At 46.0% G+C, this 24,359-nt stretch carries 17 protein-coding genes, 3 tRNA genes and 1 riboswitch; of the genes, 2 read left to right on the top strand and 18 right to left on the bottom strand.

The features are described from left to right. Window positions 1-6: 6 nt before the first annotated feature. Window positions 7-1,986: a TonB-dependent receptor gene (locus H7708_RS09220; RefSeq protein ID WP_223670404.1), complete on the bottom strand. Its 1,980-nt coding sequence runs from the start codon at window positions 1,984-1,986 to the stop codon at window positions 7-9. 72 nt (window positions 1,987-2,058) lie between these two features. Beyond that, window positions 2,059-2,238, bottom strand: a riboswitch (cobalamin riboswitch). A 200-nt stretch (window positions 2,239-2,438) separates the two neighbouring features. On the opposite strand from H7708_RS09220, the gene metH reads away from it, so the two are divergent. Beyond that, a complete protein-coding gene (gene metH, locus H7708_RS09215; RefSeq protein WP_223670402.1) occupies window positions 2,439-6,122 on the top strand; it encodes a methionine synthase in 3,684 nt (1,227 codons plus the stop codon). A gap of 418 nt (window positions 6,123-6,540) precedes the next feature. On the opposite strand, the gene H7708_RS09210 is transcribed toward metH, so the two are convergent. The 11 genes from H7708_RS09210 to uvrY all read right to left on the bottom strand — a co-directional run bounded on the left by H7708_RS09210 (window position 6,541) and on the right by uvrY (window position 14,183). Next, complete coding sequence (locus H7708_RS09210; RefSeq protein WP_223670400.1) at window positions 6,541-7,017, bottom strand: cupin domain-containing protein; 477 nt, start codon at window positions 7,015-7,017, stop codon at window positions 6,541-6,543. A gap of 341 nt (window positions 7,018-7,358) precedes the next feature. Then, window positions 7,359-8,519 carry a cation:proton antiporter gene (locus tag H7708_RS09205; RefSeq protein ID WP_223670398.1) on the bottom strand — a complete coding sequence of 387 codons (1,161 nt, stop codon included), beginning with the start codon at window positions 8,517-8,519 and terminating at the stop codon, window positions 7,359-7,361. Window positions 8,520-8,750: 231 nt separating this feature from the next. Then, window positions 8,751-9,086, bottom strand: coding sequence for a DUF6488 family protein (locus H7708_RS09200; RefSeq protein ID WP_223670396.1), 336 nt, complete (start codon window positions 9,084-9,086; stop codon window positions 8,751-8,753). Window positions 9,087-9,098: 12 nt separating this feature from the next. Continuing rightward, on the bottom strand, window positions 9,099-9,641 hold the full coding sequence (locus H7708_RS09195; protein ID WP_223670394.1) for a hypothetical protein: 543 nt from the start codon (window positions 9,639-9,641) through the stop codon (window positions 9,099-9,101). Window positions 9,642-9,659: 18 nt separating this feature from the next. Beyond that, window positions 9,660-10,355 carry a HupE/UreJ family protein gene (locus H7708_RS09190; protein ID WP_223670392.1) on the bottom strand — a complete coding sequence of 232 codons (696 nt, stop codon included), beginning with the start codon at window positions 10,353-10,355 and terminating at the stop codon, window positions 9,660-9,662. 211 nt (window positions 10,356-10,566) lie between these two features. Next, a tRNA-Leu gene (locus H7708_RS09185) sits at window positions 10,567-10,653 on the bottom strand. Between the two features lie 25 nt (window positions 10,654-10,678). Beyond that, a tRNA-Cys gene (locus H7708_RS09180) sits at window positions 10,679-10,752 on the bottom strand. A gap of 61 nt (window positions 10,753-10,813) precedes the next feature. Further along, window positions 10,814-10,889 (bottom strand) — tRNA-Gly (locus H7708_RS09175). A 150-nt stretch (window positions 10,890-11,039) separates the two neighbouring features. Beyond that, complete coding sequence (pgsA, locus tag H7708_RS09170; protein ID WP_223670390.1) at window positions 11,040-11,606, bottom strand: CDP-diacylglycerol--glycerol-3-phosphate 3-phosphatidyltransferase; 567 nt, start codon at window positions 11,604-11,606, stop codon at window positions 11,040-11,042. 74 nt (window positions 11,607-11,680) lie between these two features. Next, complete coding sequence (gene uvrC, locus H7708_RS09165) at window positions 11,681-13,534, bottom strand: excinuclease ABC subunit UvrC (RefSeq protein ID WP_223670388.1); 1,854 nt, start codon at window positions 13,532-13,534, stop codon at window positions 11,681-11,683. A 10-nt stretch (window positions 13,535-13,544) separates the two neighbouring features. Next, window positions 13,545-14,183 (bottom strand): UvrY/SirA/GacA family response regulator transcription factor, encoded by a 639-nt coding sequence (gene uvrY, locus H7708_RS09160; protein ID WP_223670386.1) that lies wholly within the window; start codon window positions 14,181-14,183, stop codon window positions 13,545-13,547. Between the two features lie 92 nt (window positions 14,184-14,275). Between uvrY and H7708_RS09155 the strand changes: the two genes are divergently transcribed. After that, complete coding sequence (locus H7708_RS09155) at window positions 14,276-14,800, top strand: hypothetical protein (protein WP_223670385.1); 525 nt, start codon at window positions 14,276-14,278, stop codon at window positions 14,798-14,800. 53 nt (window positions 14,801-14,853) lie between these two features. On the opposite strand, the gene H7708_RS09150 is transcribed toward H7708_RS09155, so the two are convergent. The 6 genes from H7708_RS09150 to H7708_RS09125 form a co-directional block, all read right to left on the bottom strand. Further along, window positions 14,854-15,963 (bottom strand): ABC transporter permease, encoded by a 1,110-nt coding sequence (locus H7708_RS09150; protein ID WP_223670384.1) that lies wholly within the window; start codon window positions 15,961-15,963, stop codon window positions 14,854-14,856. Between the two features lie 5 nt (window positions 15,964-15,968). Next, window positions 15,969-16,865 (bottom strand): ABC transporter ATP-binding protein, encoded by an 897-nt coding sequence (locus H7708_RS09145; protein ID WP_223670382.1) that lies wholly within the window; start codon window positions 16,863-16,865, stop codon window positions 15,969-15,971. A 184-nt stretch (window positions 16,866-17,049) separates the two neighbouring features. After that, entirely contained in the window at window positions 17,050-19,092 is a 2,043-nt protein-coding gene (locus H7708_RS09140) for a TonB-dependent receptor plug domain-containing protein (RefSeq protein WP_223670376.1), read from the bottom strand. Window positions 19,093-19,188: 96 nt separating this feature from the next. Further along, the gene (locus tag H7708_RS09135; protein ID WP_223670371.1) at window positions 19,189-20,166 is read right to left on the bottom strand and encodes a hypothetical protein; all 978 of its coding nucleotides are present in this window, start codon (window positions 20,164-20,166) and stop codon (window positions 19,189-19,191) included. Further along, the gene (locus H7708_RS09130) at window positions 20,166-23,345 is read right to left on the bottom strand and encodes a type I restriction endonuclease subunit R (protein ID WP_223670370.1); all 3,180 of its coding nucleotides are present in this window, start codon (window positions 23,343-23,345) and stop codon (window positions 20,166-20,168) included. The genes H7708_RS09135 and H7708_RS09130 overlap by 1 nt, the downstream gene beginning before the upstream one ends. Then, window positions 23,342-24,358, bottom strand: a complete 1,017-nt coding sequence (locus tag H7708_RS09125; protein WP_223670369.1) for an SIR2 family protein — start codon at window positions 24,356-24,358, stop codon at window positions 23,342-23,344. Before H7708_RS09125 ends, H7708_RS09130 begins: the two co-directional genes overlap by 4 nt. Between the last annotated feature and the right edge of the window lies 1 nt (window position 24,359).

Genomic DNA, 24,359 nt, shown 5'->3' with positions numbered 1-24,359 from the left:
CCTGTTTTAGAAACGATAGCTCAGTTTAACATAGCCATAGCGGCCAGCAGCCGGGTAGTAGCCATTAAACTGGGCATAATCAATATACTCTTCATCCAACAAGTTATCGATACGAAGGCCCAAGGTGAACTCCTGCCAATGCCAATTAACTGCTGAATTGAACAGGACATAACTATCAATTTTAGGGAAGCTGTTCGCCAAATCGCCTTCCTGGTAACGGTCACCTCGATAATTCGCTTCGAAATGCCAGTTAGTAGAAGAATTCAGCTGATAATCAAACCAGGCGTTAACCGTATGCTTTGAGACGCCAGGCACCGTACTTTTTTCCGCCGCTACACCATATGGTTTTACTTCAGCATCCACATAATGGTAATTAGCGCCGGCCTTCAGCAGAGGGTTCAGCTCCACCTCATAATCCAGCATTAAGCCTAAACGCTCCGAGCGGCCACCATTTACATTAGCGCCTGGAAACAGGGCCCCCGAGGGCGGTGTTGCACCCGGATCAAAAAAGATTTCATTATCCAGCTCTAACTGATAGGCCGAAACGCTGACAAGCCCATCATCAAGTAACAGCTCCCACCCCAGCTCAATAGAATCCCCGGTTTGTGGCTCCAACCCAAAGACATTCTCAGGGGTATAGGCCTGCTCATCGACTTTGGCAAACCGATAATTCTGACTGTAACGCAGATAACCCTTGGTATGCTCCGAAAAGTGTCGAGTAAAACCAATATCATAAGCATGCGCCGAGTTTTTAAGTTTGATTCCCTGCGGATATACCGTTAAATCTACCAGGTCATCTTCGACACGAGCATAACGCCACGCCAGCTCCATATCCGTATGAGTCGAAATAGGTATCAGGAGCTGTGAATAAAGGCTCTTGATAACCTGCTCATTACTTCTGCCCAAAAGCGAAAAGTCATATTCAGCATGATCAAAGTCGACCCCACTGGTCCATTCAATACTGCCACTGTCGGTTATAAACTGTCCCTTGATGCGCGGATATATACTCCATTGCTTGCGATCGGTGGTATTGATTGTCGTCGTCGGGAAATTAAGAAAGCTGTTGATGCTTTCTATATCCGAATCCAGATAATTGATATCGAGTGCATACTGCCAGTTGGCGTCGATCGTTTCCTGCCCAAAGATCCGAAGTACATCCTGCTTAGTATCCACATAATCGTTAGCAAATTCAGGGCGAGACTGTGTCGGCTGTGACAAATCAGTTTCTACCAAGGCTCCTGGAGTCTGCAAATCTTCATCATTTTTGCCGATCTCGAATAACCAGTCCGAACGCTCAGTCAGGTAATTAAATTTTAAAGCCAGTTGTTGCTGCTCTCGTTCATTATGATCGCGGTAATTATCCGTTTCCAGATAATTAGCACTGAATAACATGGACCACTCAGGACTTAGCTCGTGACTCAGGTTAACATTGCCTTGCAGCGTACCAAAACTACCCACAATAAGGTTGGCATTAGACTCCTTGGAGCTACCGCTTCGGGTAATAATATTAATCACCCCAGCCACCGCCTGATCGCCGTAGAGCGAACTGGCTGCGCCACGAATAATTTCAATGCGCTCAATATCTGAGACTAAAACTGACTCCAAATCAGGAGCCGCAATATCGGTATAATTAAGGCGACGGCCATCCACCTGAATAAGTACATTATTGCTCGCCTGCTCCGCAGAAATACCACGCATACTGACGATCGTTTTACCGCTTGCGGAAGACAGCTGAATACCTGCAACATTGCGTAACAGCTGTGCAAGCTGTGTCGTATTGCTGCGCTCAATATCTTCTTTTGAGACAACCGTAATACTGGTAGGTAGTCTCGCCACCTTTTCCTTAAAACGTGAGGCGGTAATAATCACAGTATTGTCATCCGCCCCTGCTGTTTCGCTGGCAACCGTTAAAGGTGCGTTAGTCGCCAGAGCGGTAGCCACCAAAGTTGCGGTTAGTGATTTGCTGGCTGGTAATTGTTGTGTCATTGCTAGATCTCTTTCATCCTAGCGGGCATTCCCAAAAATAATCATTGTAAATATCAACAGAGCCCACCGTTCTGTTTCGTTACTAACAAGGCCGGTCTCCGGACTCACAAGCATGGGTTATTTCTCCTTCCCAAACCTTTGAGGTTCAGTGGCTCATGAAATAACCTTCTTGTTTACCGTTGCGGGGGCAGTACCAGCTTTTCACTGGTTTCCCGATTAATCTGAAAGAGAACCTTATTAGCCAATAATCATCACATATACAATGATGCGGAAGTTTAATCATTTACGGCAAAATAACCATAAAGTGGTTCACCCTTCCCCAAGCTGATGGTATTATAGCCACAAGATATTTAGACGTCTATACATCTTTAAGCAGTTTGCATATACATCATAGTTATAACATGTGCTGCTTAAAGCTATGACTCGGCATAAATAATAGTTTGGCGACTGCAATGACGACAAGAACTTCAATTAGAGAATTACTTAAAGAAAAGATTCTGGTGCTGGATGGCGCCATGGGTACCATGATCCAGCAATATAAATTGGAAGAAGAAGATTATCGTGGTCAACGTTTTGCAGACTGGCACAGCGACATTAAAGGTAATAATGACCTACTGAGTTTAACCCAGCCACAAATCATTAAGGACATTCACCAGGAATACCTCGAGGCCGGTTCTGACATTATTGAGACCAATACCTTCAACGCCACCCGTATCGCCATGGCCGATTATGATATGGAGGAGTTATCAGCAGAAATTAACTTCGAGTCAGCACGACTGGCAAAAGAAGCCGCTGAAAAATACTCCACGGCAGAAAAACCGCGCTTTGTCGCTGGAGTACTCGGGCCAACGAACCGTACTTGCAGCATCTCTCCTGACGTTAACGATCCAGGCTTCCGAAACATCAGTTTTGATCAACTGGCCGATGCCTATTATGAATCAACCGAAGCACTAATCAAAGGTGGCGCTGACCTACTACTGATTGAAACTATTTTCGATACCCTGAACGCCAAAGCGGCAATTTACGCCGTCAAAAAATACTTCGATGATCATGACGTTGAATTGCCTATCATGATTTCAGGCACGATAACCGATGCCTCCGGTAGAACCCTGACGGGGCAGACTACACAAGCTTTTTATAACTCGGTACGCCATGCCAACCCAATATCCATCGGTCTAAATTGCGCACTTGGTCCTAAAGACTTGCGCTCCTACATCAGTGAACTCCATCGTATCAGTGAATTTAACGTCTCTGCCCACCCCAATGCTGGACTACCCAATGAATTCGGCGGCTACGATGAAACACCACAGGACATGGGCCAGGAAATGCTGCAATGGGTCGACGAAGGTATGATCAATATTATTGGCGGCTGCTGTGGCACTACACCCAAACATATTGCTCATTTCAGTCAATTAGTCGAAGCTAAAAAGCCACGTCAGCCTTTGGCACAGGAACATAAATGTCGTTTATCTGGCTTGGAGCCGTTAACGATTGATGATGACAGTTTATTTATAAACGTTGGCGAAAGAACAAACGTCACAGGTTCAGCACGCTTTTTGCGTTTAATCAAAGAGGATGATTACGAAACCGCCATTGAAGTCGCATTACAACAGGTAGAAAGCGGCGCACAGATCATCGACATCAACATGGACGAAGCCATGTTGGACTCGAAAGCTGCGATACAGCGCTTTTTAAACTTAATCGCATCAGAGCCCGACATCAGCCGCGTGCCGGTCATGCTCGACTCTTCCAAGTGGGAGGTGATCGAGACAGGATTGAAATGCATTCAGGGCAAAGGCATCGTCAACTCGATCTCTTTAAAAGAAGGCGAAGAGACCTTTGTCGAACAGGCCAGACTGGTTCAGCGCTACGGTGCAGCAGTGATCGTTATGGCCTTCGACGAACAAGGCCAGGCAGATACCTTTGAACGGAAAACTGAAATTTGTGAGCGTGCCTATAAGATTCTGACGGAAGACGTTGGCTTTGATCCCAGAGATATTATTTTCGACCCCAATATTTTCGCCATTGCCACCGGCATCGAAGAGCATAATAACTATGCCGTGGACTTTATTGAAGCTACCGGGTGGATTAAACAAAACTTACCCCACGCCATGATTTCAGGCGGCGTATCCAATGTGTCTTTCTCCTTCCGCGGTAACAATAAAGTCCGCGAAGCCATCCATGCCGTATTCCTTTACCATGCCATTAACGCCGGTATGGATATGGGGATCGTCAATGCCGGGCAGCTCGAAGTGTACAGTGAGGTCCCGCAGGAGCTTCGTGATGCAGTAGAGGATGTGGTGTTAAACCGAAAAGATGATGCCACTGATACCTTGCTTGAAATTGCAGAAAAGTATCGAGCCGACGCCTCCACACATAACCCAAAGAAAGATTTAGAATGGCGCAGCTGGGAGGTAAATAAGCGTCTTGAGCATTCACTGGTAAAAGGCATTACTGAATTTATTGAAGCGGATGTCGAAGAGTCTCGTCAAGGGTTTGAACGACCGCTGCATGTGATTGAAGGTCCTTTGATGGACGGCATGAATGTAGTCGGTGACCTATTTGGCTCAGGCAAAATGTTTCTGCCACAGGTGGTCAAGTCCGCTCGTGTCATGAAAAAAGCCGTTGCTTACCTGATGCCATTTATGGAGGAAGAAAAGAAACGCCTGAACCTCGCCGACAAGCCGAAAGGGAAAATCGTCATGGCTACAGTCAAAGGCGATGTGCATGATATTGGAAAAAATATTGTCGGTGTTGTCCTGCAATGTAATGGCTACGAAGTGATCGATCTCGGCGTCATGGTGCCTTGCGATAAAATTCTGGATACAGCAATCAAAGAAAACTGCGACATCATCGGTTTATCAGGCCTGATCACACCATCGCTCGAAGAAATGACCCATGTTGCCAAAGAAATGCAACGCCGCGGTTTGGATCTGCCGCTACTGATCGGTGGGGCTACCACTTCAAAAATACATACGGCAGTAAAAATTGAACCACAATACGATCACGCCACACTGTATGTCGCCGATGCCTCGCGAGTGGTCGGTGTTGCCAGCAAACTGCTCGGTGGTGACAAAGATGACTTTGTCAAAGAGAACAAAGACGAGTATGAAAAACTTCGTGTGCAACGCGAGCAACGCATGAACAAAAAGTCCCTGGCTTCATTGCAAAGTGCCCGGGAGCATACAGTAAACATTGAATGGAACGCGAATGATATTGTTAAGCCAAGTTTTTTGGGTACAAAAGTCTTTGATGATTACCCGCTTGAGAACCTGCTCGAAAGAATCGACTGGACGCCCTTCTTCCGCTCATGGCAACTGGCAGGGAAATTCCCAAAGATTTTAAACGATGAGGTTGTTGGTGAAACCGCAACCAGGCTTTATGAAGACGCGCAGGCCATGCTAAAAACCATCATCGATGAAAAATGGCTAACCGCACGCGCTGTTATCGGCTTCTTTCCTGCCAACTCCAAAGGCGATGATGTTGAAGTCTATGCTGATGAAAACAGGAGTGCTATTTCCTATAAACTGCATCACCTTCGTCAACAAAAACAAACACGCAAGGGGAAGTTTAACCACTGCCTATCCGACTTTATAGCGCCAAAAGAAACCCAACTTAATGACTACATCGGTGCTTTTGCAGTTACCGCGGGTATCGGTATTGATCAACATGTGGAGCGCTTTGAAAACGCCCATGATGATTACAACGCAATTTTGTTGAAATCACTTGCCGATCGCCTGGCAGAAGCCTTCGCGGAGAAAATGCACGAGCTAGTACGGAAAGAATACTGGGGCTATGCCAAAACAGAAGATCTCGATAATGAAGCATTAATCTCAGAAAAGTACCAAGGTATCCGCCCCGCTCCCGGTTACCCAGCCTGCCCCGATCATACCGAGAAAGGAACCTTGTGGGAGATGTTAAAACCGGATGAAACCATCGGGCTAAACATTACCGAACACTTCGCCATGTACCCAACGGCCGCTGTTTCTGGCTGGTATTTTTCCCATCCCGAAGCAAAATACTTTGGTACGGGTAAAATTGAAAAGGATCAAGTGGAAGATTACGCCAAACGCAAAGGCTGGACGTTGGAACATGCAGAGCAATGGCTGGCACCTTCACTCAACTATGACCCATAGCGTCTTCGTGATGGAAGCCATAAAGAGATAATACGTAATAATGGTAAATCACTACTGAATTAATGCTTGGGGACCTTCTGCTATGAAGAAAACAAAACAGGTAGCAGTAAAAGATAAAGAGTATAAGACCTTGCCTGTTTGCTTTGTCGCAGAAAAAAATCGTGTAGCCACTTGTTGAACTATCACACCCACTAATACAGCAGTGAGAATTAACAAGCCTAAATTTAAATAGTTTATTTCCATGCTATAGGTATTTTACTTTTTAATATTGCTAAGTATTAAATCAAACAAGCATGTTAGTAGCAATAAAGCTATTTCAACAACACAATTTTTATTTGACTATAAGATGAAGTTGCAACAATGTGGCTTAGACATTAAAAAAGGCCGCTGGTTTGCGGCCTTAGTACTAGAGGATTACTTAGTGTCGAGGGGTATAAACAATTTCCGGATCAAAAATGTCCTTGGCTCCGGCACAACTACAACAATAGCAGTAGCCCATAATGGCACCATGCGGGCCGACTTCGAACTCATAGTCTTTACCCGCGGGGATAAACATCCAGTCTCCGGCAGTCAACTCTTTACCTTCATAAATAATAGAGCCTTGGGTGATGAATCGCAGGCCATCACCCTCTTCGTGAGCATGACGTCCAACTTTAGCACCCGGATCGGCTTGAGTCATAAAAATTTGAGTTGGCTCCATAAGGAATGGTAACTGCCATTTTTTAAAGCCCCGAGGCACGTTTTTGATCTGCATCGCTTCCTTCAACCTTTCAGAAAGTCTGTCTCGAGACGTTAAAATTTGTTCGTGGATATCGACCTTAGCTTTTTTCAGAAACTGCTGTAAGTTTTCGCTGCCTTGTTTAAAGCTAACTTGATTGGGATTAAAGTTTTCCATAGTGAACACTCCTTGTATATCCATTCATTTGCTTTAGTGCAACCCTTGCACTAATTATCAGTATACGCTTTTAGTCGTAAATTTCAGCGTTAGAGTCGGTGTAAAGCAATGCAAAAATGACTGGTTGGAGTTGCCACAAATGAATTGCTGAAAATACGGCAAAGGCCTTTTCTGAAACCATGTTTATGTGCTTTAACGAGGACTAACGTGATTGCTTTGACCCTTTACCGTTATAGCTCGCTTACCCTGCCGCACTATAAGTATGTGCGGCGTTAAAACACTGAACTGGCGCCGTCAGAAAACATATAAGGGATGATGGGTAAAGGTAACAGCAAGCAAAGCTATTCGGTGCGTCTTAAGGCGATTCGTGTGCAAATAGGACCAATTACCTCAAAAATAACGGTAGTACCGATAATGATGGAAAGGATAGTTTGCTGGTATTGCGGGTACTCATTAGCCGCCAGCAGCGCCATGCCAATTGCAACCCCGGCCTGTGGTAGTAACGCGAAACCCATCCAGCGCCGTGTTTTATTATCGGCTCTGGAAATCGTTGCACCAAGCCAGGCCCCGGCAAACTTGCCGATAACCCTGGCGAGTATATAAAGTCCACCAAGCAGGCCGATCCCTGTTAACGAACTGATCTCGAGCGATGCTCCCGCCAATAGAAAGAACACCACCATAAACGGCCACTCGACATTCTCAATCTCATGAAAGGGATATTCGTGATGCTTCGCTAAATTCGTAATCATGGCTCCCATCGTCATGGCCGCAATGAGGAAAGAGACCTCCAGCCACAGCGCCAGTCCGCCACAGATAAATACCAGCCCCAGTGCTTCGGTTAACATCGGCTCACCAGGGTTAAGACGTCCGGTAAAATAGGACGCGGGTAAACCTATCACCACGCCTAACAACAAGGCTCCGCCGGTCTCATAACCCGCTTCCAACAGATACAGGCTGCCGTTATCACCACCGTTTAGAATCGAAGTAACAGCCAGACCAAAACTGAAAAGAATCAAGGCCCAGGCGTCGTCTATCGCCACGATTGCTAATAGCAGTTTTGAAAAAGGCGACTGACTCTTCGCCTCAAGAACGGTAGCCATGGTCCCCGCGGGAGCTGTCGCCGATGCGATACAACCTAACAGCAACGCAATCGATATCGGGAAGCCAAACAATAATAAAATAACGGTAACAATCAGAACAACGCCGAGCGCTGCCGATAAAGAGATCCACATCAGCTGGCGCCCGTCCTGACGTAAAGAATCCACCGTCAGTTTGCCGCCGAGCAAGAAACCGACCATCAGCAGCGCCATATTGGTAATCAATTCGAAGCGATCATGAATACTGTCTGGAATAACAGCCAGAACCTCATCACCAGCAATAATGCCAAAAATTAAAAGTAAAGTAACTCGTGGTAGGAAAGTTCGCTTACCCAGAAAGTCAGTGACCAGTCCCAGTAACAGCAAACCGCCAACTGCTAACAGAAACTCCGCTATATCCGACATTACCTCATCCTTTCTCGATTATCAGCAACAGGTGCTTTATTAAGAGAGTAATGCCTTTTAGGGTTTAGATGCAAATCAAGAAGTTACGCTGCCGAATGGACTCAGGATGACAATCCACGATAAACCGTATCTTATGAGCTGCTTTGATGTTATACAGAGAGCGGTGATTACCGAAGCACGCTCTCTATTTTAAAGCCTCGAGTTGCTAGCGCTCGCCGAGGCTCTGATGACTTAAAAGCTTTCTTTATGACTAACGTCTATCACTTCTCCATTAGGTGAAATCTGAAAGTAAAGTTTACTATCATTTTCTGGGTTACTGGCTTCGACAATGTAGTGCCCTTCAATAATATTCAGAACATTGATATTGCCCTCATTAACACTCTTCCACTCTTTTGTCAGCTTTCCCGGTTCAAAACCAAAATCTTTGAATGTCATCTGCTTGATAGTCTTACTAGCAATCGCCACCGCCTGATGACCGCTAATCACCCCATGATCGCCATGTGCCGTTGCCAGTTGACTAAAGCCAATCAACATCACGAAAAACCCGATAGATACAATATGCTTCATACGTACTCCTAACTATTGTTTTAAACCTAAAATTTTATACTGTCCTTTCACCATCAGCTGAACCGATACGTCCTGCTCAGAACTGTTTTTCCAATACCAGCCATGAGAACCTGCAAAAGGTGCGGTAAAGCTGCCTTTCATTTCTCCCGCAGTAGCGATGGTATAGCTCTCAAAATAGCCAGTGGTATCGCCTTTCGGCTCGCCATGTAAGTCAAAATACAATGGCTGCCCGTCTGTAATCCATTCGTATTCCATTTTAGCGAACTGGTCCATTTCAAACTTGTACTCGATTCCTCTGCCCGCCGGTACCGTGACTTCAATAACATCATCGGCCATACCCTTACCGGTACTCTTATCTTCCGCTGCCGATTCTTGTGTTGAAGCTTCTGCAGTCACCTCTTCCGACAGAACAGTTAAACCAAGTGCGTTACCTGCCCCGGTAGGATCAACATTGTATTCTGCAGGTAATATAATGATGACTAACGCAATAGCTGCAATGACTAGCGCTACTAGCGTCGCTTTAATTAAACTCTTGTTACTTACTGTAGGTTGCATAATCAATTCTCTATCGTATTAATTTAAAAAGTATCCAGCCATTTGAAAGCCGACCAACATAAATCCTGCACTCATTAATGCAGTGTTTGTGCCAACAGCAAATCTTTCGTAGGAAGGAAGCTTACGCCAAGCGTTAATGAGCAATAAAATGATTCCCAATGCAGCGAACTGCCCCAGCTCCACACCAAGATTAAAGGCAATAATGTTACTCAACAATCCGTCATCAGGAATCTTAAATTCCTGTAACTTGGTAGCCAGCCCAAAGCCATGAAACAGACCAAATATCAATACTGCGAGCTTTGTGTTGGGCTGCTTCCCAAACACTTTCTTAAAGCCGCCTAAGTTATCAAAGCCCTTGTAGGCAACGGATAACCCTATAATGGCATCAATAATGTAAGGGTTAACATTGATATCGTTAAGTACCCCATAAAGTAGCGTCACGCTATGACCGATAGTAAACATGGTCACGTACAGTAAAACATCTTTGCTTTTATAGAGGAAAAATATCACACCAACCAAAAACAATAAGTGATCATAACCTGTCACCATATGCTTAGCGCCGATATAAAGAAACGGTATAAACTGAACACCTGTATTGTTTTCCAGAAAATTTCGAGTGCTGTCGTCAACACCATGCGCAAAGGCATCTGACGAGACAAAAGCCATCAGTAGCGCAATCACCTTTAAGCAAACGCTTAATAGTTTGTTATTCACGAATATAACTCCTTCAGCGAAGGGATTTTTATAATTGATTAATATAGAGCCGCTATAAGACTGTGTCGGAAATATTATGAAAGGCTCTATAAGTTATTGTTGCGCCAAAATCATAACCTATTGACGGCACAAACAGCAAACCCGCGAAATAAGGATGATACGTAAGGAGTTTAGGTAGCTAACGGATTACTAAAAAGAGGAATATATATGATGGTGCCCAGGGCCGGAATCGAACCGGCACGGTGTTGCCACCGAGGGATTTTAAGTCCCTTGCGTCTACCAATTTCGCCACCTGGGCAGATGACTGTTTTCAGAGAAATTAATGGAGGCTGAGGCCGGAGTCGAACCGACGTCCACGGATTTGCAATCCGCTGTATAGCCACTCTACCACTCAGCCAAAACAACCGTCTCTGAAAAAAAACCTCGGACTTAAATCAGCACCGAGGTTTTCTAGAATTTGGAGCGGGAAACGAGATTCGAACTCGCGACCCCAACCTTGGCAAGGTTGTGCTCTACCAGCTGAGCTATTCCCGCGTCGTTTTGATGGCGTGCATTTTACTGTGAATTTATTTTCTGTCAACAAGAAAAATCACTTTTTTTGCACTTTTCTTACGATTGATTAAGGCTTGAACAAAGTGCTGATTTTTCAGCCAAAATCACGGTGCGTCCCGTAAGAAGTGGTTATTATCCTTCTTTCTTTTGCGATGTCAAGTATGGCCATGCCGCTTTTAAATAGACGGCCATCGACCACAAAGTCAGTAGCGCAGCGACCCACATAAAGACATAACCAAAGGTCTTCGATAGACCAAAAATCGCTGGCGATGCCAGTAGCAATAAGAATATGGCCAACAACTGGCACATGGTTTTAATCTTACCGATAGCGGAAACGCCGACTACCGCGCGGCTACCCAATTCCGCCATCCATTCTCTTAATGCCGAGACGGTAATCTCACGACCAATAATAATCATTCCCGGTATCGCCAACCACGCCGACCCTTCACGACCGATTAATAATATCAAGGTGATAGCGACCATCAGCTTATCGGCTACCGGATCGAGAAAGGCGCCAAACGGCGACTCATTATCCATTTTACGGGCCAGAAAACCGTCCAGCCAGTCAGTGGCAGCAGCGGTACAAAAGATTGCCAACGTCACCCATCGAGCCGTCACTCCATCAATAAAGAAGAAGATGACAAATAAGGGCAGTAAAATAATCCTAAAAATGGTCAATATATTGGGTAGATTCCACATACAGGTCTCTGTTAAGGCTAGTTAGACGCATTGTTATGGAGCTCATTGTACCCTATGAATCTTAAAAAATACTGCTAACTATGTAAATAATCATAGATTTTTTGGGCCAATGACAGGCTGATCCCCGGCGCCTTGGCGATATCCTTTGCGCTGGCTTTTTCGATTTCCTGCCAGCCGCCAAAATGGCGTAATAGCGATTGGCGACGCTTCGCACCAACCCCTGGGATTTCCTCGAGTAACGACTTGGTACCGGATTTTTTACGCTGATGGCGATGCTTGGTGATGGCAAAGCGGTGCGACTCGTCACGAATGTGCTGAATAAAGTGCAACGCCTTGGAATCTTCGTCCAGTAATAACGGACGGTGCTGTCCCGGGAACCAGATCTGCTCCATGCCCACTTTCCGATCCGAGCCTTTCGAGACCCCGATCAAAGGCACATTGCCGATTTCCAGCGCCTCGAAGACGTCCTCCGCTTTGGCCAGCTGTCCTTTACCGCCATCGACGATAACCAGATCCGGTAGTGGCTTTTCTTCTGTTTTCAATCGCTTATAGCGACGCGTCAGCACCTGTTCCATGGCCGCGTAATCATCACCCGGCTCGATGCCTGAGATGTTAAAAATACGGTAATCCGACTTTTTCGGACCGTTATCATCAAACACCACACAAGAGCCAACGGTCTGATTGCCCTGCGTATGGCTGATATCGAAGCACTCCACATGCTTCGGCAGCGATTCCAGCTGCAGGGCTTTCTGTAGCTCCATCAGGCGCTCAGTAAAATTGGATTTACTGTTAAGCTTTGAGCGCAACGAATGTTGTGCATTCTTATCGGCAAAAGCCTGCCATTCTTTGGGTTGGCCGCGACTGGCTACCTTCAGCTCGACTTTCGAGCCTTTGTGCTGAGACAGGGCTTCACTGATAGCTTCCGCATCCTCGGGAAGCTTGTGCATAAAGACCTGCTTCGGCACCTCGGCCCCGGACAGATAGTAAAACGTCAGAAACGACGTGATGATTTCATCCAGATCACTGTGCTTTGGCACTTTCGGATAATAGGTTTTATTACCCACAATCAAACCATTGCGGATAAATACCAATAAAATACAACAGGTGCCGGAAGCATAATCCACACCCACTACGTCGAGATCGGACGAGGTGCCACTAATGACCTGCTGCTGCATGACGTGGCGCATCTGCTTGATCTGATCACGGTAGCGCGCAGCCAGTTCAAACTCCAAGTTCTCGCTGGCCTTATCCATCTTCTTCTGTAGGCGACTGATCACCTGCTCGCTTTTACCCCGATAGAACAGGCGCACATTTTCCACATCCTTGGCGTAATCCTCTTTCGAGATGTAATTAACGCAAGGCGCGGTACAGCGCTTAATCTGGTACTGCAAGCAGGGTCGCGAGCGATTAGCAAAGTAGCTGTCTTCGCACTGACGGATCTGAAACACCTTCTGCATCAAGGACAGACTCTGACGCACCGCCGAGGTGCTGGGGAAAGGCCCGAAGTAATCGCCCTTCTCCTTTTTCGCGCCGCGATGATACGCCAGACGTGGATAATCGCCAGCCGATAAAAAAACATAGGGATAGGACTTGTCGTCACGGAAAATAACGTTAAAGCGCGGTTTGTACTTTTTGATCAGGTTATTTTCGAGTAATAAGGCTTCCGTTTCGGTGTCGGTAACGGTGGTATGGATATCCTCAATATAGGTAACCAGCAACTCCGTTTTCGGCGACTGAGACATCTTTCCAGGAGAATGCTTAGTAAAATAGCTTTTAACACGATTACTGAGGTTCTTTGCCTTACCGACATAAAGCGTCTCACCGTCTTTATCCAGCATCTGATAGACGCCCGGCTTTTTGCTGAGGTGAGCGAGAATTTTTTTGATCTGGGGCTTGATAGTACCGCTGTCAGAATCGTTAGCCGACATGCTCATTCATTTATTGCGACTCAATCACATTATAGCGCAAAGCTAGGTGAGTAAGCCCAACATCATTTTCGACCCCCAGCTTTTCGAACAAGCGATAACGATAACTATTGACCGTCTTCGGACTGAGGTGCAAGGCATCAGAAATATTCTGCACTTTCTCACCGCGCGTAATCATCAACATAATCTGCATTTCGCGCTCAGAAAGCTTGGAAAAAGGATTATCATCGTGCTGCGAGAACTGGCTTAGCGCCATCTGCTGCGCCACTTCGGCAGCGAGATATAACTTACCGCAATTGACCGAGTGGATTGCTTTAACCATTTCCTCGATATCGGTGCCTTTGGTTAAGTACCCCATAGCGCCGGCGCTGATAAACTGGCTGGGATAAGGCTCGTCACCATGAACCGTTAGCGCAATGACTTTTAAATCAGGATCGAAGCGCAACATGCGACGCGTGGCCTCGAGGCCGCCGATACCCGGCATATTGGCATCCATAAGGACGACATGAGGCTGGTGTTCTTTTTGGTGAGTTAGTGCTTCTTCGCCAGATTTCGCTTCTCCAATGACCTCAATGCCGTCAGCATCAGATAAAAGTCGACTTAAACCAGTACGTACCAAGTCGTGATCATCAACTAGCAAAACCTTTATCACACTACCCCCTTCTGGAACATCAATTAGCGGTTCAATTATTATGAAATTAGGTTAAGATAGCAAGCAAGTTCAGCATAAGTTTGGAAGATTGTATGATTATTAAACGCATTATGGTACTTGGCGCACTGTTAGGCTTCAGCTATAGCATTAACGCGGCTTCAACGGCCGAAGATTGCGCTGCGATTACTGACGATACGAAACGTTTAAAATGCTACGATGCATTTTTGAAAGCGCAAAAATCAACCGAAGAAGCTAAGCCAGCAAAAGCCGCAAAACCAGAAGTGCCACAACCGCCAGCGGCCCCGGTAAAACCAGAGCCCGCTGAACCAGAACTTACAGCAGAAGAACGATTTGGTGCTGAACACCTGGATAAAGCTGATCAAGACAACGGCGAACTGGATGTCATTAAATCTCGCGCTCTTGGCCTGTACAAATCCTGGGATAAAGGTCTGGAAGTTGAACTGGAAAATGGTCAGGTTTGGGAAATTACTGATTCACGCAGCGCCTACTACAAAGTAAAGAATCCAAAAATCAAGGTCGAAAAAGGTCTGTTCGGCAGCTACATGCTACGCATCGATGGTCTCAATAAAGGCTTCCGAGTGAAACGGGTAAAATAATCTGCTTCAAAGGGAGTTAATACTAGCTCCCTTTTATCACTCCCCTCACGCCCTTAAAGCGTACGCTTAAACTTAATAATACTCAGCCCGACAAATAATACAGCAAATCCCATCAGTGCCAGATAGTCGATCATAAGATCCTGCCACAAGGTATGCTTAATCAGCAGGCCTCGAATCACCTCAACAAAATAGGTAAAAGGAATACAATAACTCAACGGCCTGACGCTACCGGGGATCGCCTCCAGAGGAAAAATAAAGCCGGACAACAGTATTGAAGGAACGATAATAAAAATAGCGATAAACATGGCCTGCTGTTGCGTTTTCGCTAGCAGAGATATCAATAATCCGAGAGCAATCATTACCGCCACAAAAACAAGAGCGAGCAGAAACAACAAAAAGTGTGACGACGGTTGCGGCAAATCAAACAATAACCAACCAGCCGCTAGAATAAAATAAAAATCTAACAAAGCGATCACCACATAGGGCAAGACTTTACCCATAACAAAAGAGATCTTACTTACTGGCGTTACCAGTAGCTGTTCCAGCGTTCGTTTTTCACGCTCACGTACTACTGAAATACCGGTCAGAATTAGTGCGACCTGCATAATCAAAACCCCAATGACACCGGGCAGGAAAAACCAGGTTTCTTTCTCGCCGGGGTTAAACAGTACTTCCACGTCCAGAATAAACGGATCCTCCGCAATCACGACCGGTGTTTCATCTGGCTCCTGAAAATACATATCATGAGTCACTTCAGAGTCCGTGGTACTATCGGAGTTATACTTCATTGCCGTAGTTAATGATGGCATGGTGCCATCGACAAAAATCGTAACGTGTGGCTGTTCGTTCTCGATTAACTCGGCAGTAAAAGTTTCAGGAATCCATAACCCGGCCTTAGCCCGCCCCGACCTGATCTCCTCGGTAATCTGCTGCTTTGAATCCACCTCATACAAATCAAAATAACCTTCCGACCACAAATGTGTCCTGATATTAAGAGCAAAGATGGAGCGATCCTGATCATAATAAGCCATACGGACATTATCCGGCTCCAGTTTCAAGGCAACGCCAAACAGAATCAGCAGCACCAAAGGCATGACAATCATCAAGGCAAGCAATCGCGGATCACGCCACAACTGCAATAATTCTTTTTTTATAATCGCCATCAGCATCAGTCTGCCCTCGACTGAGTTAAAGCAATAAAAACATCTTCCAGATTCGCCGTCGTTTTATCCAAGTCGGAAGCTTGCCCAGTGATATTGCTTATCCTGCTCGCCAACTCCTGCTGGCTTAAGGATGCACGCACCACAAGCCGTAGTTCATCGCCAAACTGATTCAGCAAAACCATCCCCTCCAGCTGACTCAGTTCCTCTCGTAATTCAGGTTGGTACGACAGGTGCGTTGCATAAACATCGACGTCACCAAGCGCAGATATAATGGATGAAGGCGTGCCGCGTGCAACAATTTTTCCCGAAGAAATAAAGGCCAACTGATGACAGCGCTGTGCCTCTTCCATGTAATGCGTCGTCACGAATAAAGTTTTCCCTTCGCCGCTTAAACGGTAAAACTCATCCCACAAAATCTTGCGCGTTACCGGGTCGATACCCGCCGTTGGTTCGTCGAGGAATAACACTTCTGGATCATGCGCCACAGCACAGACTAAAGCTAACCGCCGCTGGTATCCGCCAGACAGCTTGCCGGCCGGCCGATGTTTAAAGGTATCTAATTGATAGCGAGATAATAACTGCTCAAGATGAGCCGTGTCAGTTACATTGTACATCTGAGCGTAGAACTTGAGGTTTTCCCACACCGTCAGCTCTTCGTACTGACCAAAATACTGAGCCACATAGCCGTAATGACTTTTCGCAAGAAGCCCGGTTTTATCGTCAATGGACAGATGCCCGCCGTCGGCTTTAAGAATTCCGCAGAGCATACGAATAAGCGTTGTTTTGCCAGCTGCATTCGGTCCCAGCAGACCGAAAATCTGCCCTTTGGGGATCGATAGCGATACCGAATCCACGGCAAGGTTCTGTCCAAAACGTTTCGTTAGATCAACGGCTTCAATCATTCAATTAATCCCTCAACCAGAACCATTCACAGCACTTATGGTTTAGTCATCTGCTCCTCTTACCTGCTTCATACTCTCACAATAAAAATCACAAGGCTAGCCACAGCAATACCGAGTAAACCGATTTATCAATGGAAAGCCCTGGGATCATACCCGGGGCTTTTACCGTTCTTCCATCAAAAACTTAGAATCGATACTCTACTCCAACGTAAAGGTTCTGACCTAAACCCGGTAATCGTTCACCAACGGCAATATCCGAACCTCTGGCGCGATTCACCCCGCCCAGGTGCTCGCGGTATTCTTTATCGAAAATGTTTTCGATGCCCGCCTTGATCAATACACCAGAATTAAAGCAATAATCCGCGTACCAGTTCCAAATCATATAACCCGGCGTGCGCTGCTCTTCGTTTATGTTTGAAGCCCGGTTTTGACTGGCATAAATCATGGCATCAAAACGACTCGACCAGACTCCGTTATCATAACCCCAGGTAAAGCGCGTATTCAGCGGTGCAATCCGATAGAGGTTATCATCGATATCATCGCGCTCACCGCGAACATAACTAATATTCCCCGCCAGGTACCAGTCCGACGCGAACTGATACTGCCAGTTGGCATCAAGCCCCCATAAAGTCGCATCCACGTTACTGAACTGTAGCGGTGCGAGATCGCCCATCATCTGCGCTGCCATAACGACGCGCGGATCGGCGCTTGGGTTGGCTTCGATATAATCGGCGATGTCATAATAAAAAACTCGTGGCGAGGCCGAGAAGCCGCCCTGCTGATAATTAAAACCCGCTTCCAGCTGATACGCCGTTTCCGGATCAAGATTGATATCGCCGACATAGGTTTTGCCATCGGCGAGTCCACCTGTAGCCTGCATCGGAACCCACAGATACCGCTGCTGATAACTGGCGGCTTTCTGCTTAACCGCTGCGCTGTAGTTCCAGCTAAAAGAATCGCTGAGCGCATAAGTGCCATGATAGGTCACGTCATAAGTCAGTTCATTGACCGACTTGTCCGCCCGATTAAAATCGTTCTGTAAGCCCTGCACCGCGGGCATCATCATCGCCATCGAACTGTAGACTTCGCCCGCATCGGCCTGATTGTATTTCACGCGTGCGCCAATCGTATGCTCAATAGCATTAAAAGACTGGCTCCACTGCACAAAGGCACTATGGCGATCATCCTGAACCTGATTGAAATTGCTCACCACAAACATCGGATTATTAGGATTGGTAATATCCGCATCATGCTCAGCCAATACGCCATCCACTCCCAGACTCCAGTCGCCGACCCGATAGACCAGGTGATAATCCCTGCTGCTGCCCCCAGCGAAGGTATAGCGATGCATCTCTGGCATAGGATTTAAGCGCTGACTAAAGTTATCCATGCCATGCTCATTCTCCATCACGCCAAAACGCCATTCCAGCTCAGCGCCATCAAGCTGATGCGAGCCATACAGACTCCAGTCGTCACTGTCGATAAAGTTAATATCCATCGGTAACGCAAGCGTGCCACTGTGTTTGGTGTTGACCTGATTCCACGATAGTCCAACACGATGAGCACCAAAATCATAGGCCATATCCGCGCCAAACAGCTCGCGCTCATAAGCCGAAGTAACCACTTCATTGCCCTGCGCATCCTCATAGTTCTTAGCGCTCTGCTGACTGCCGTAGAGATAAGCCCCGAAATCCTTTAAGCCAAAGTTAATATCGCCAGCATAATGCTCAGCATCATTGTTCGACGCATAATGACTGATCAAACTACCATCAACCATAAACGAGTCCGACACAGCCGCCTGCTGACGCTGCACATCCACCGCACCGCCAATGGTATCAATCCCCGCCGTTACCGGCGCTATCCCACGATACACCGTCATCGCCTCGATACTCACAGGCACCGCATAGCTCAACGGCGCATCCATCGCATTCGGCCCAGCGCCAATAATGGTGCGCCCGCCGATACTCTTACTGATACGATCACCAAACATCCCGCGATACTGCGCAATCCCCGTCACCGGGCCATTACGATTCACATTCGCCCCAGGCACCGACTTCAACCAGCTCGCCACATCCGCGCTAACCGGATCCGCCTCCGCCAGATGCAAATCCTCCCCGACACGCTCCGCACGAACGACGATAACATCAGCCGAGTCCTCAGGCTCCTCAGCCCAAACAACATTCCCCGATAACGCGATAAAAACAGCACATGCAATACGACTAACCATAACCACAATCCAATCAATTTTTGTGGTCGCTATTTTAGAAAGAAGTGAATATTAAAAGAATGCGACATATTGTCGCAGTGGGAGCTAATATGTTTACTATGAGGTTAGTTGATAGCTCGGCAAAAGATTTCTCAGATCTTCTTCAGGGTATTCACCATATTTCCCCAAAACCATTTTTTGTTTCGGAGTAAGCTCAACTTTCCAGCCAACTCGATGATTATCAACATGACTATCAAATCTGTCTCTATAATTTTTAAGAGTATTTCTATTTATATTAAGTAATCCTGCTAAGTAGTCAAAAGTTTCACCCTGATTACCAATATTAAGACGATGATGGTCAAAACGAGATAAATATAGTGCAGATATTAGCACTTGCTCAGAGTTGACCTCGCTATCAACTACATCTATCTCATCGATATTGATTTCTTCCTCTGTTGAAGGATTAATATAGTCGTCCACGAAAGGAGCTATTAGTTGCCAACTACGCATGAAAATTTCTGAAGTATCAGCAACTTCACTTCTTAAGTCTAAAACTTCCTTTAAAACCCTAGAAAAAAAATCATCTCCTGTTATTAGCTCTATCGTAATACCAGTCTCTTGCTCAAAAACTTGTCTAGCCTTATTGACGGCCTCTGACACTGCTGTGAGGACTCCAGGCCTTATAAAAGGAGTAATGAAGTAAATATTGGTATCCGCCTTGGAGTAATAGGTCATCGCTAATAACGCTGAGCGAACCAACTTCTTATATATTTTTTGTGCAGACGTTTGGGCATCCCCATAATTAAGGCCGTTAGAGTGGAAAGCAATATCAACAAGATGCAAAATAGGCTCATCCTCCAAAGATTGCTTATACCCCAAAACATCGATTTCAGATTGCTTCAAAAATTGACTAAGATTATTAGTACTTATTGAACCAGGCCACAAGTTTTTTGATGAATCAAATAAAGACTGAATCGTGTCATTCGGCTCTTTGCTCCAAGTTGATGAAGGCTTCCAATTTAATTCAGCAAATTCACAACCCTCAACGTGTCTAAGCCAAGATCTAATTAAGGACTCTCCTACTTCAACTTTCATTACTTAGTCCAAGAATTTGAGAGGCTTTCAGCTTGCTTTAATACAAGCTCTACCGCTTCTGGAGCTTTGTCAGGCGGATACTTGTAGCGTTGCAGTGTGCGGCGAACGAGTATCTTTAATTTGGCTCTGACGCTGTCTCTAACTTGCCAGTCCACAGTCGTCGATCGTCTAAGTTTTTCGGTTATCTCGACAGCAATTTTCTTGAGTATTTCATCACCCAATTCTCGCACTGCGCTTTCGTTATTTGCTAGCGCATCGTAGAAGGCGATTTCATCTGGATTTAGCCCAAGGTTGGCTTCACGCTCCATTTCCTCTTGAAACTCTTTGGCCATCTGAATGAGCTCTTCGATGACCTGTGCCGTTTCAATAGCGCGGTTGTTATATTTCCGAAGCGTCTCCTGCAGTCTGTCTGCATATTTCTTTTCTTGAACGACGTTGTTTCTTGTTTTGGCTTTGATGTCGTCTTTGAGCAGCTTCTCTAATAATTCAACCGCCAAGTTTTTCTCTGGCATCTGCCGAACATCTTCAAGAAATTCATCCGACAGCAAACCGATATTGGGCTTTTCCAAACCACACAAGGCAAATACATCCGCAACACCTTCTGCGATGACTGCATTATCTAAAATTTGCTTTAATGCTGAGTTTTTCTCTTCTTGAGTTCGTTTTTTATCCACACTTGTGAACTTGCTGATGGCCGCTTTAATTGCCGAGTAGAAAGCAATTTCTTTGCGCAGATCCTTCGCTTCATCCAATGTGCTACAAAGCGAGTATGCCTTGCTTATGGCTAAGACAAGATCAAGAAAGCGTTTTTTACCATCTTCCAATCCGAGTACATAGTTGGCAGCGGGCACCAGTATCTTATGTGCCTCTGATTCAAAACCTGATATGTCTAGACCATCTGCTTTGGGTGTCTTGGCAAACATGCCTCGAATGGCATCGAGTTTTTCAAGAAGAATCGCAAAGGCTTCTTCAGCATTAAGTGTGGGTTCGCCTTTACCTTTGGAGTCTGTATAAGTTTTCAAGGCCTGTTTAAGTTCATTGGCAATGCCGATGTAATCAACCACCAAGCCTCCAGGCTTGTTCTTAAAAACCCGATTAACTCGGGCAATTGCCTGCATGAGGTTATGGCCCTTCATAGGCTTGTCCACATACATGGTATGGCAGCAAGGTGCATCAAAACCGGTAAGCCACATGTCTCGCACGATAACGAGTTTTAGCGGGTCGTTCACATCTTTAAAGCGTTTCTCTAAACGTTTTTTCGTTTTCTTGTTGTATATGTGAGGCTGTAATAACGGCTTATCAGAAGCGCTACCTGTCATCACAATTTTGATGGCGCCTTTTTCTGGATCGTCTGAATGCCACTCAGGCCGTAGTGCAACAATTTCGTTGTATAGATGCGCACAAATATCTCGGCTCATCGCTACAATCATGGCTTTACCATCCATGGATGCGTTGCGCGACTCAAAATGCTCAATTAGGTCGGCGGCTACTTGGCTTAAACGAGGGGTTGCACCCACAAGTTTTTCAAGCCGACTCCATTCGCCCTTGGTTTTTTCACGGGAGGTGATATCTTCTTCATCTTCCACAACCTCATCGACTTGATCAGACAAAGCGGCAATTTCATCGTGGTTCAAGTCAAGCTTGGCAAGTCTAGACTCATAGTAAATGGGTACCGTCGCGCCATCGTCGACAGCATCTTGAATGTCGTAAATAGATACATAGCCACCAAAGACCGCGCGGGTATCTTTATCCTCCTGGGATATGGGGGTACCGGTAAAGCCGATAAACGAGGCATAAGGTAAGGCATCGCGCATGTGTTTGGCGTAACCAAATTTATACTGACCAGTATCTTTGTTTAACTGGGCCTTCAAGCCATATTGGCTTCGGTGCGCCTCATCCGAAATCACCACAATATTATGTCGGTCATTAAGAATGGGGTGGTGGTTTTCATCGTCTAGCAGTGCAAACTTCTGAACGGTAGTGAATATAATGCCGCCTGACTCTCGCTCCGCTAATAATTGCCTTAGCGCGTCACGGTCACCCGCTTGTACCGGGGTTTGCTTTAGCAGTTCTACCGCATTGCAGAAAGTGGCGTACAGCTGCCCGTCTAAGTCATTCCTGTCGGTCACCACAATGAGGGTCGGATTGTTCATTGCTTGCTGCTGAAGTAACTTGCCTGCATAGCAGCACATCGAAATACTTTTACCGCTGCCCTGGGTATGCCAGACAACACCTGCTTTTTTGCTACCGGGGACAACTTCGTCACCATAGCTCGCCCGCTGTTCTTGAATAGAGAGGCCAACGCCTTGAATGTTTTGGGCAGCGACAACGGTTGCCTTTACCGCTTCTCTTACTGCGTGGAATTGATGATAGCCCGCAATTTTTTTGATAATTGCTTCGCCATCCGTTTCGAATAATACGAAAAAGCGAATGTAATCAAGCAGCAGCTCTCGATCAAAGAAACCGCGCACCATGGTTTCTAGCTGCCATTCAAGTAAAGGCTTATCATCTTCATGCTTAATGGTGCGCCATGGCATAAAGCGTTCTTGGTTGGCTGTTAACGAGCCAATTCTGGCTGTGTAGCCATCACTGACGACCAGTGCCTCGTTGAAAATGAAAAGGTCGGAGACCTCATCTTTATAGGTCTGTAATTGATTGAACGCATCCCAAATATCAGCGTTTTCATCGCTTGGGCTTTTCAATTCCAGAACGGCAATGGGCAAGCCGTTGATGAAGCAGATGACATCCGGTCGGCGCGGCTGCTTCGTGCCCGATATCGTGTATTGGTTGACGACCGCAAACTGGTTGTTTGCGAGATTTTCAAAGTCGATTAAAAACGCGTGATCTGAGGCTGGCTCACCATCGTCTTGTTTGAATTCAACGGGTACACCTTCAAGCAACAACCGATGAAAGGCTCTGTTATTAGTGATCAAATCCAGGCTTTCGGGCTTAAGGGCGATAGCTTTCAACTGCTCATAGCAGCTGTCAATTTGGTCTGCAGGTATATGTTTGTTTATTCGCTTAAATGCATCAAGCAAATGTCCATCCAGCACAACTTGCGCATAATCCGAGCGCATCGGTGTTGCGCTATCGGGAGCTATATCGGGCCCATGCAGTACATCCCAGCCGCCTTCTCGAAACCAGTCTAAGCAGAGGTTTTCTAATTGTTCTTCGTTCATTGATTTAATCCCTCTGTTAGCTTTTCCAGTAAGGCTTCAATTGATTCGTCATGATCTTCGGTATACCAAATAGGATAGATATTGGCCGCCGCTAATTGATCTCTTCTCGCAAGCCTGTCTTCACCTTCATTGAGCTTTAAAAATGCATAGTGACGCGGAACATTTTCATGCCCTTTGCGATCGACAATACGGCTTAAACATTGAATGGTCCGATCAATGGTCAGGCTACAACCCAAAAATAACAGAGTTCGATTGCTTATTGCCTCTATTACAGCTTCTAATGCCTGATCATCTTGGTAGTGGTTGTCGTACTCGTTTTTGGTAAGTATGCGGTTGCGAGAGGAGCTTGCTTTGCCATGCAGCTTGACCAATACCCGCTTGTTTTCTCCTAAGGCTCTTGGAAGTTCTTCAGCCCCAGGGCCGAGTAACTCTTCTTCAAAATTGAAGTTAGCGTTCTCGTAGCACCGGGTGAGCACATTATCAAAATTGGTTGTCACCACTGCTTGTTTAAATATCAGTGGCAAACGTTGCACCACGCCCCAAATTTCTTGATTAGCACCAAATGCATTTTCTACATGCTCAAGAAAGCAGCCTGCAGGTAAAGCGTCGCTGAGCATTTGCGCCGCTTCTTCGTATTGGCCATCTGCGATTGTTGAGTCAAAAGCATCTTTATTGACAGTTGTCTCGTCAAGAACTTGATACAGAAATTTTGTCCAGCCAGGGTATTCACTGGGCATGGACATACCTGCGCCAACGAAAGGAATAATGGCACCGCGAGCAAATATTTCTTTAAGTCTCTGAAAGCGGGTTCTATTGTCATGTAGCGCCAATATTTCATTGGCTCTGGTTAAATTATCCAGTTGGCGTTGTTGTAGCCACTCGTTAAAGGATTCTGTGTAACCTTCTTGCTCAAGCTCTTTTAGAATATTATCTCGACGAAAGAGGTATCCTGCGACGTCTACATCACCTTCTTCATTTAGGTAGTCATGAAATTGAGGGATTAGATATTCCATA

Origin of the sequence: Kangiella shandongensis, assembly GCF_020005365.1 — a bacterium.
GTDB lineage: Bacteria > Pseudomonadota > Gammaproteobacteria > Enterobacterales > Kangiellaceae > Kangiella > Kangiella shandongensis.
Note: the sequence above shows the minus strand (reverse complement) of the source record. Positions and strands in the feature narration are given on the sequence as shown.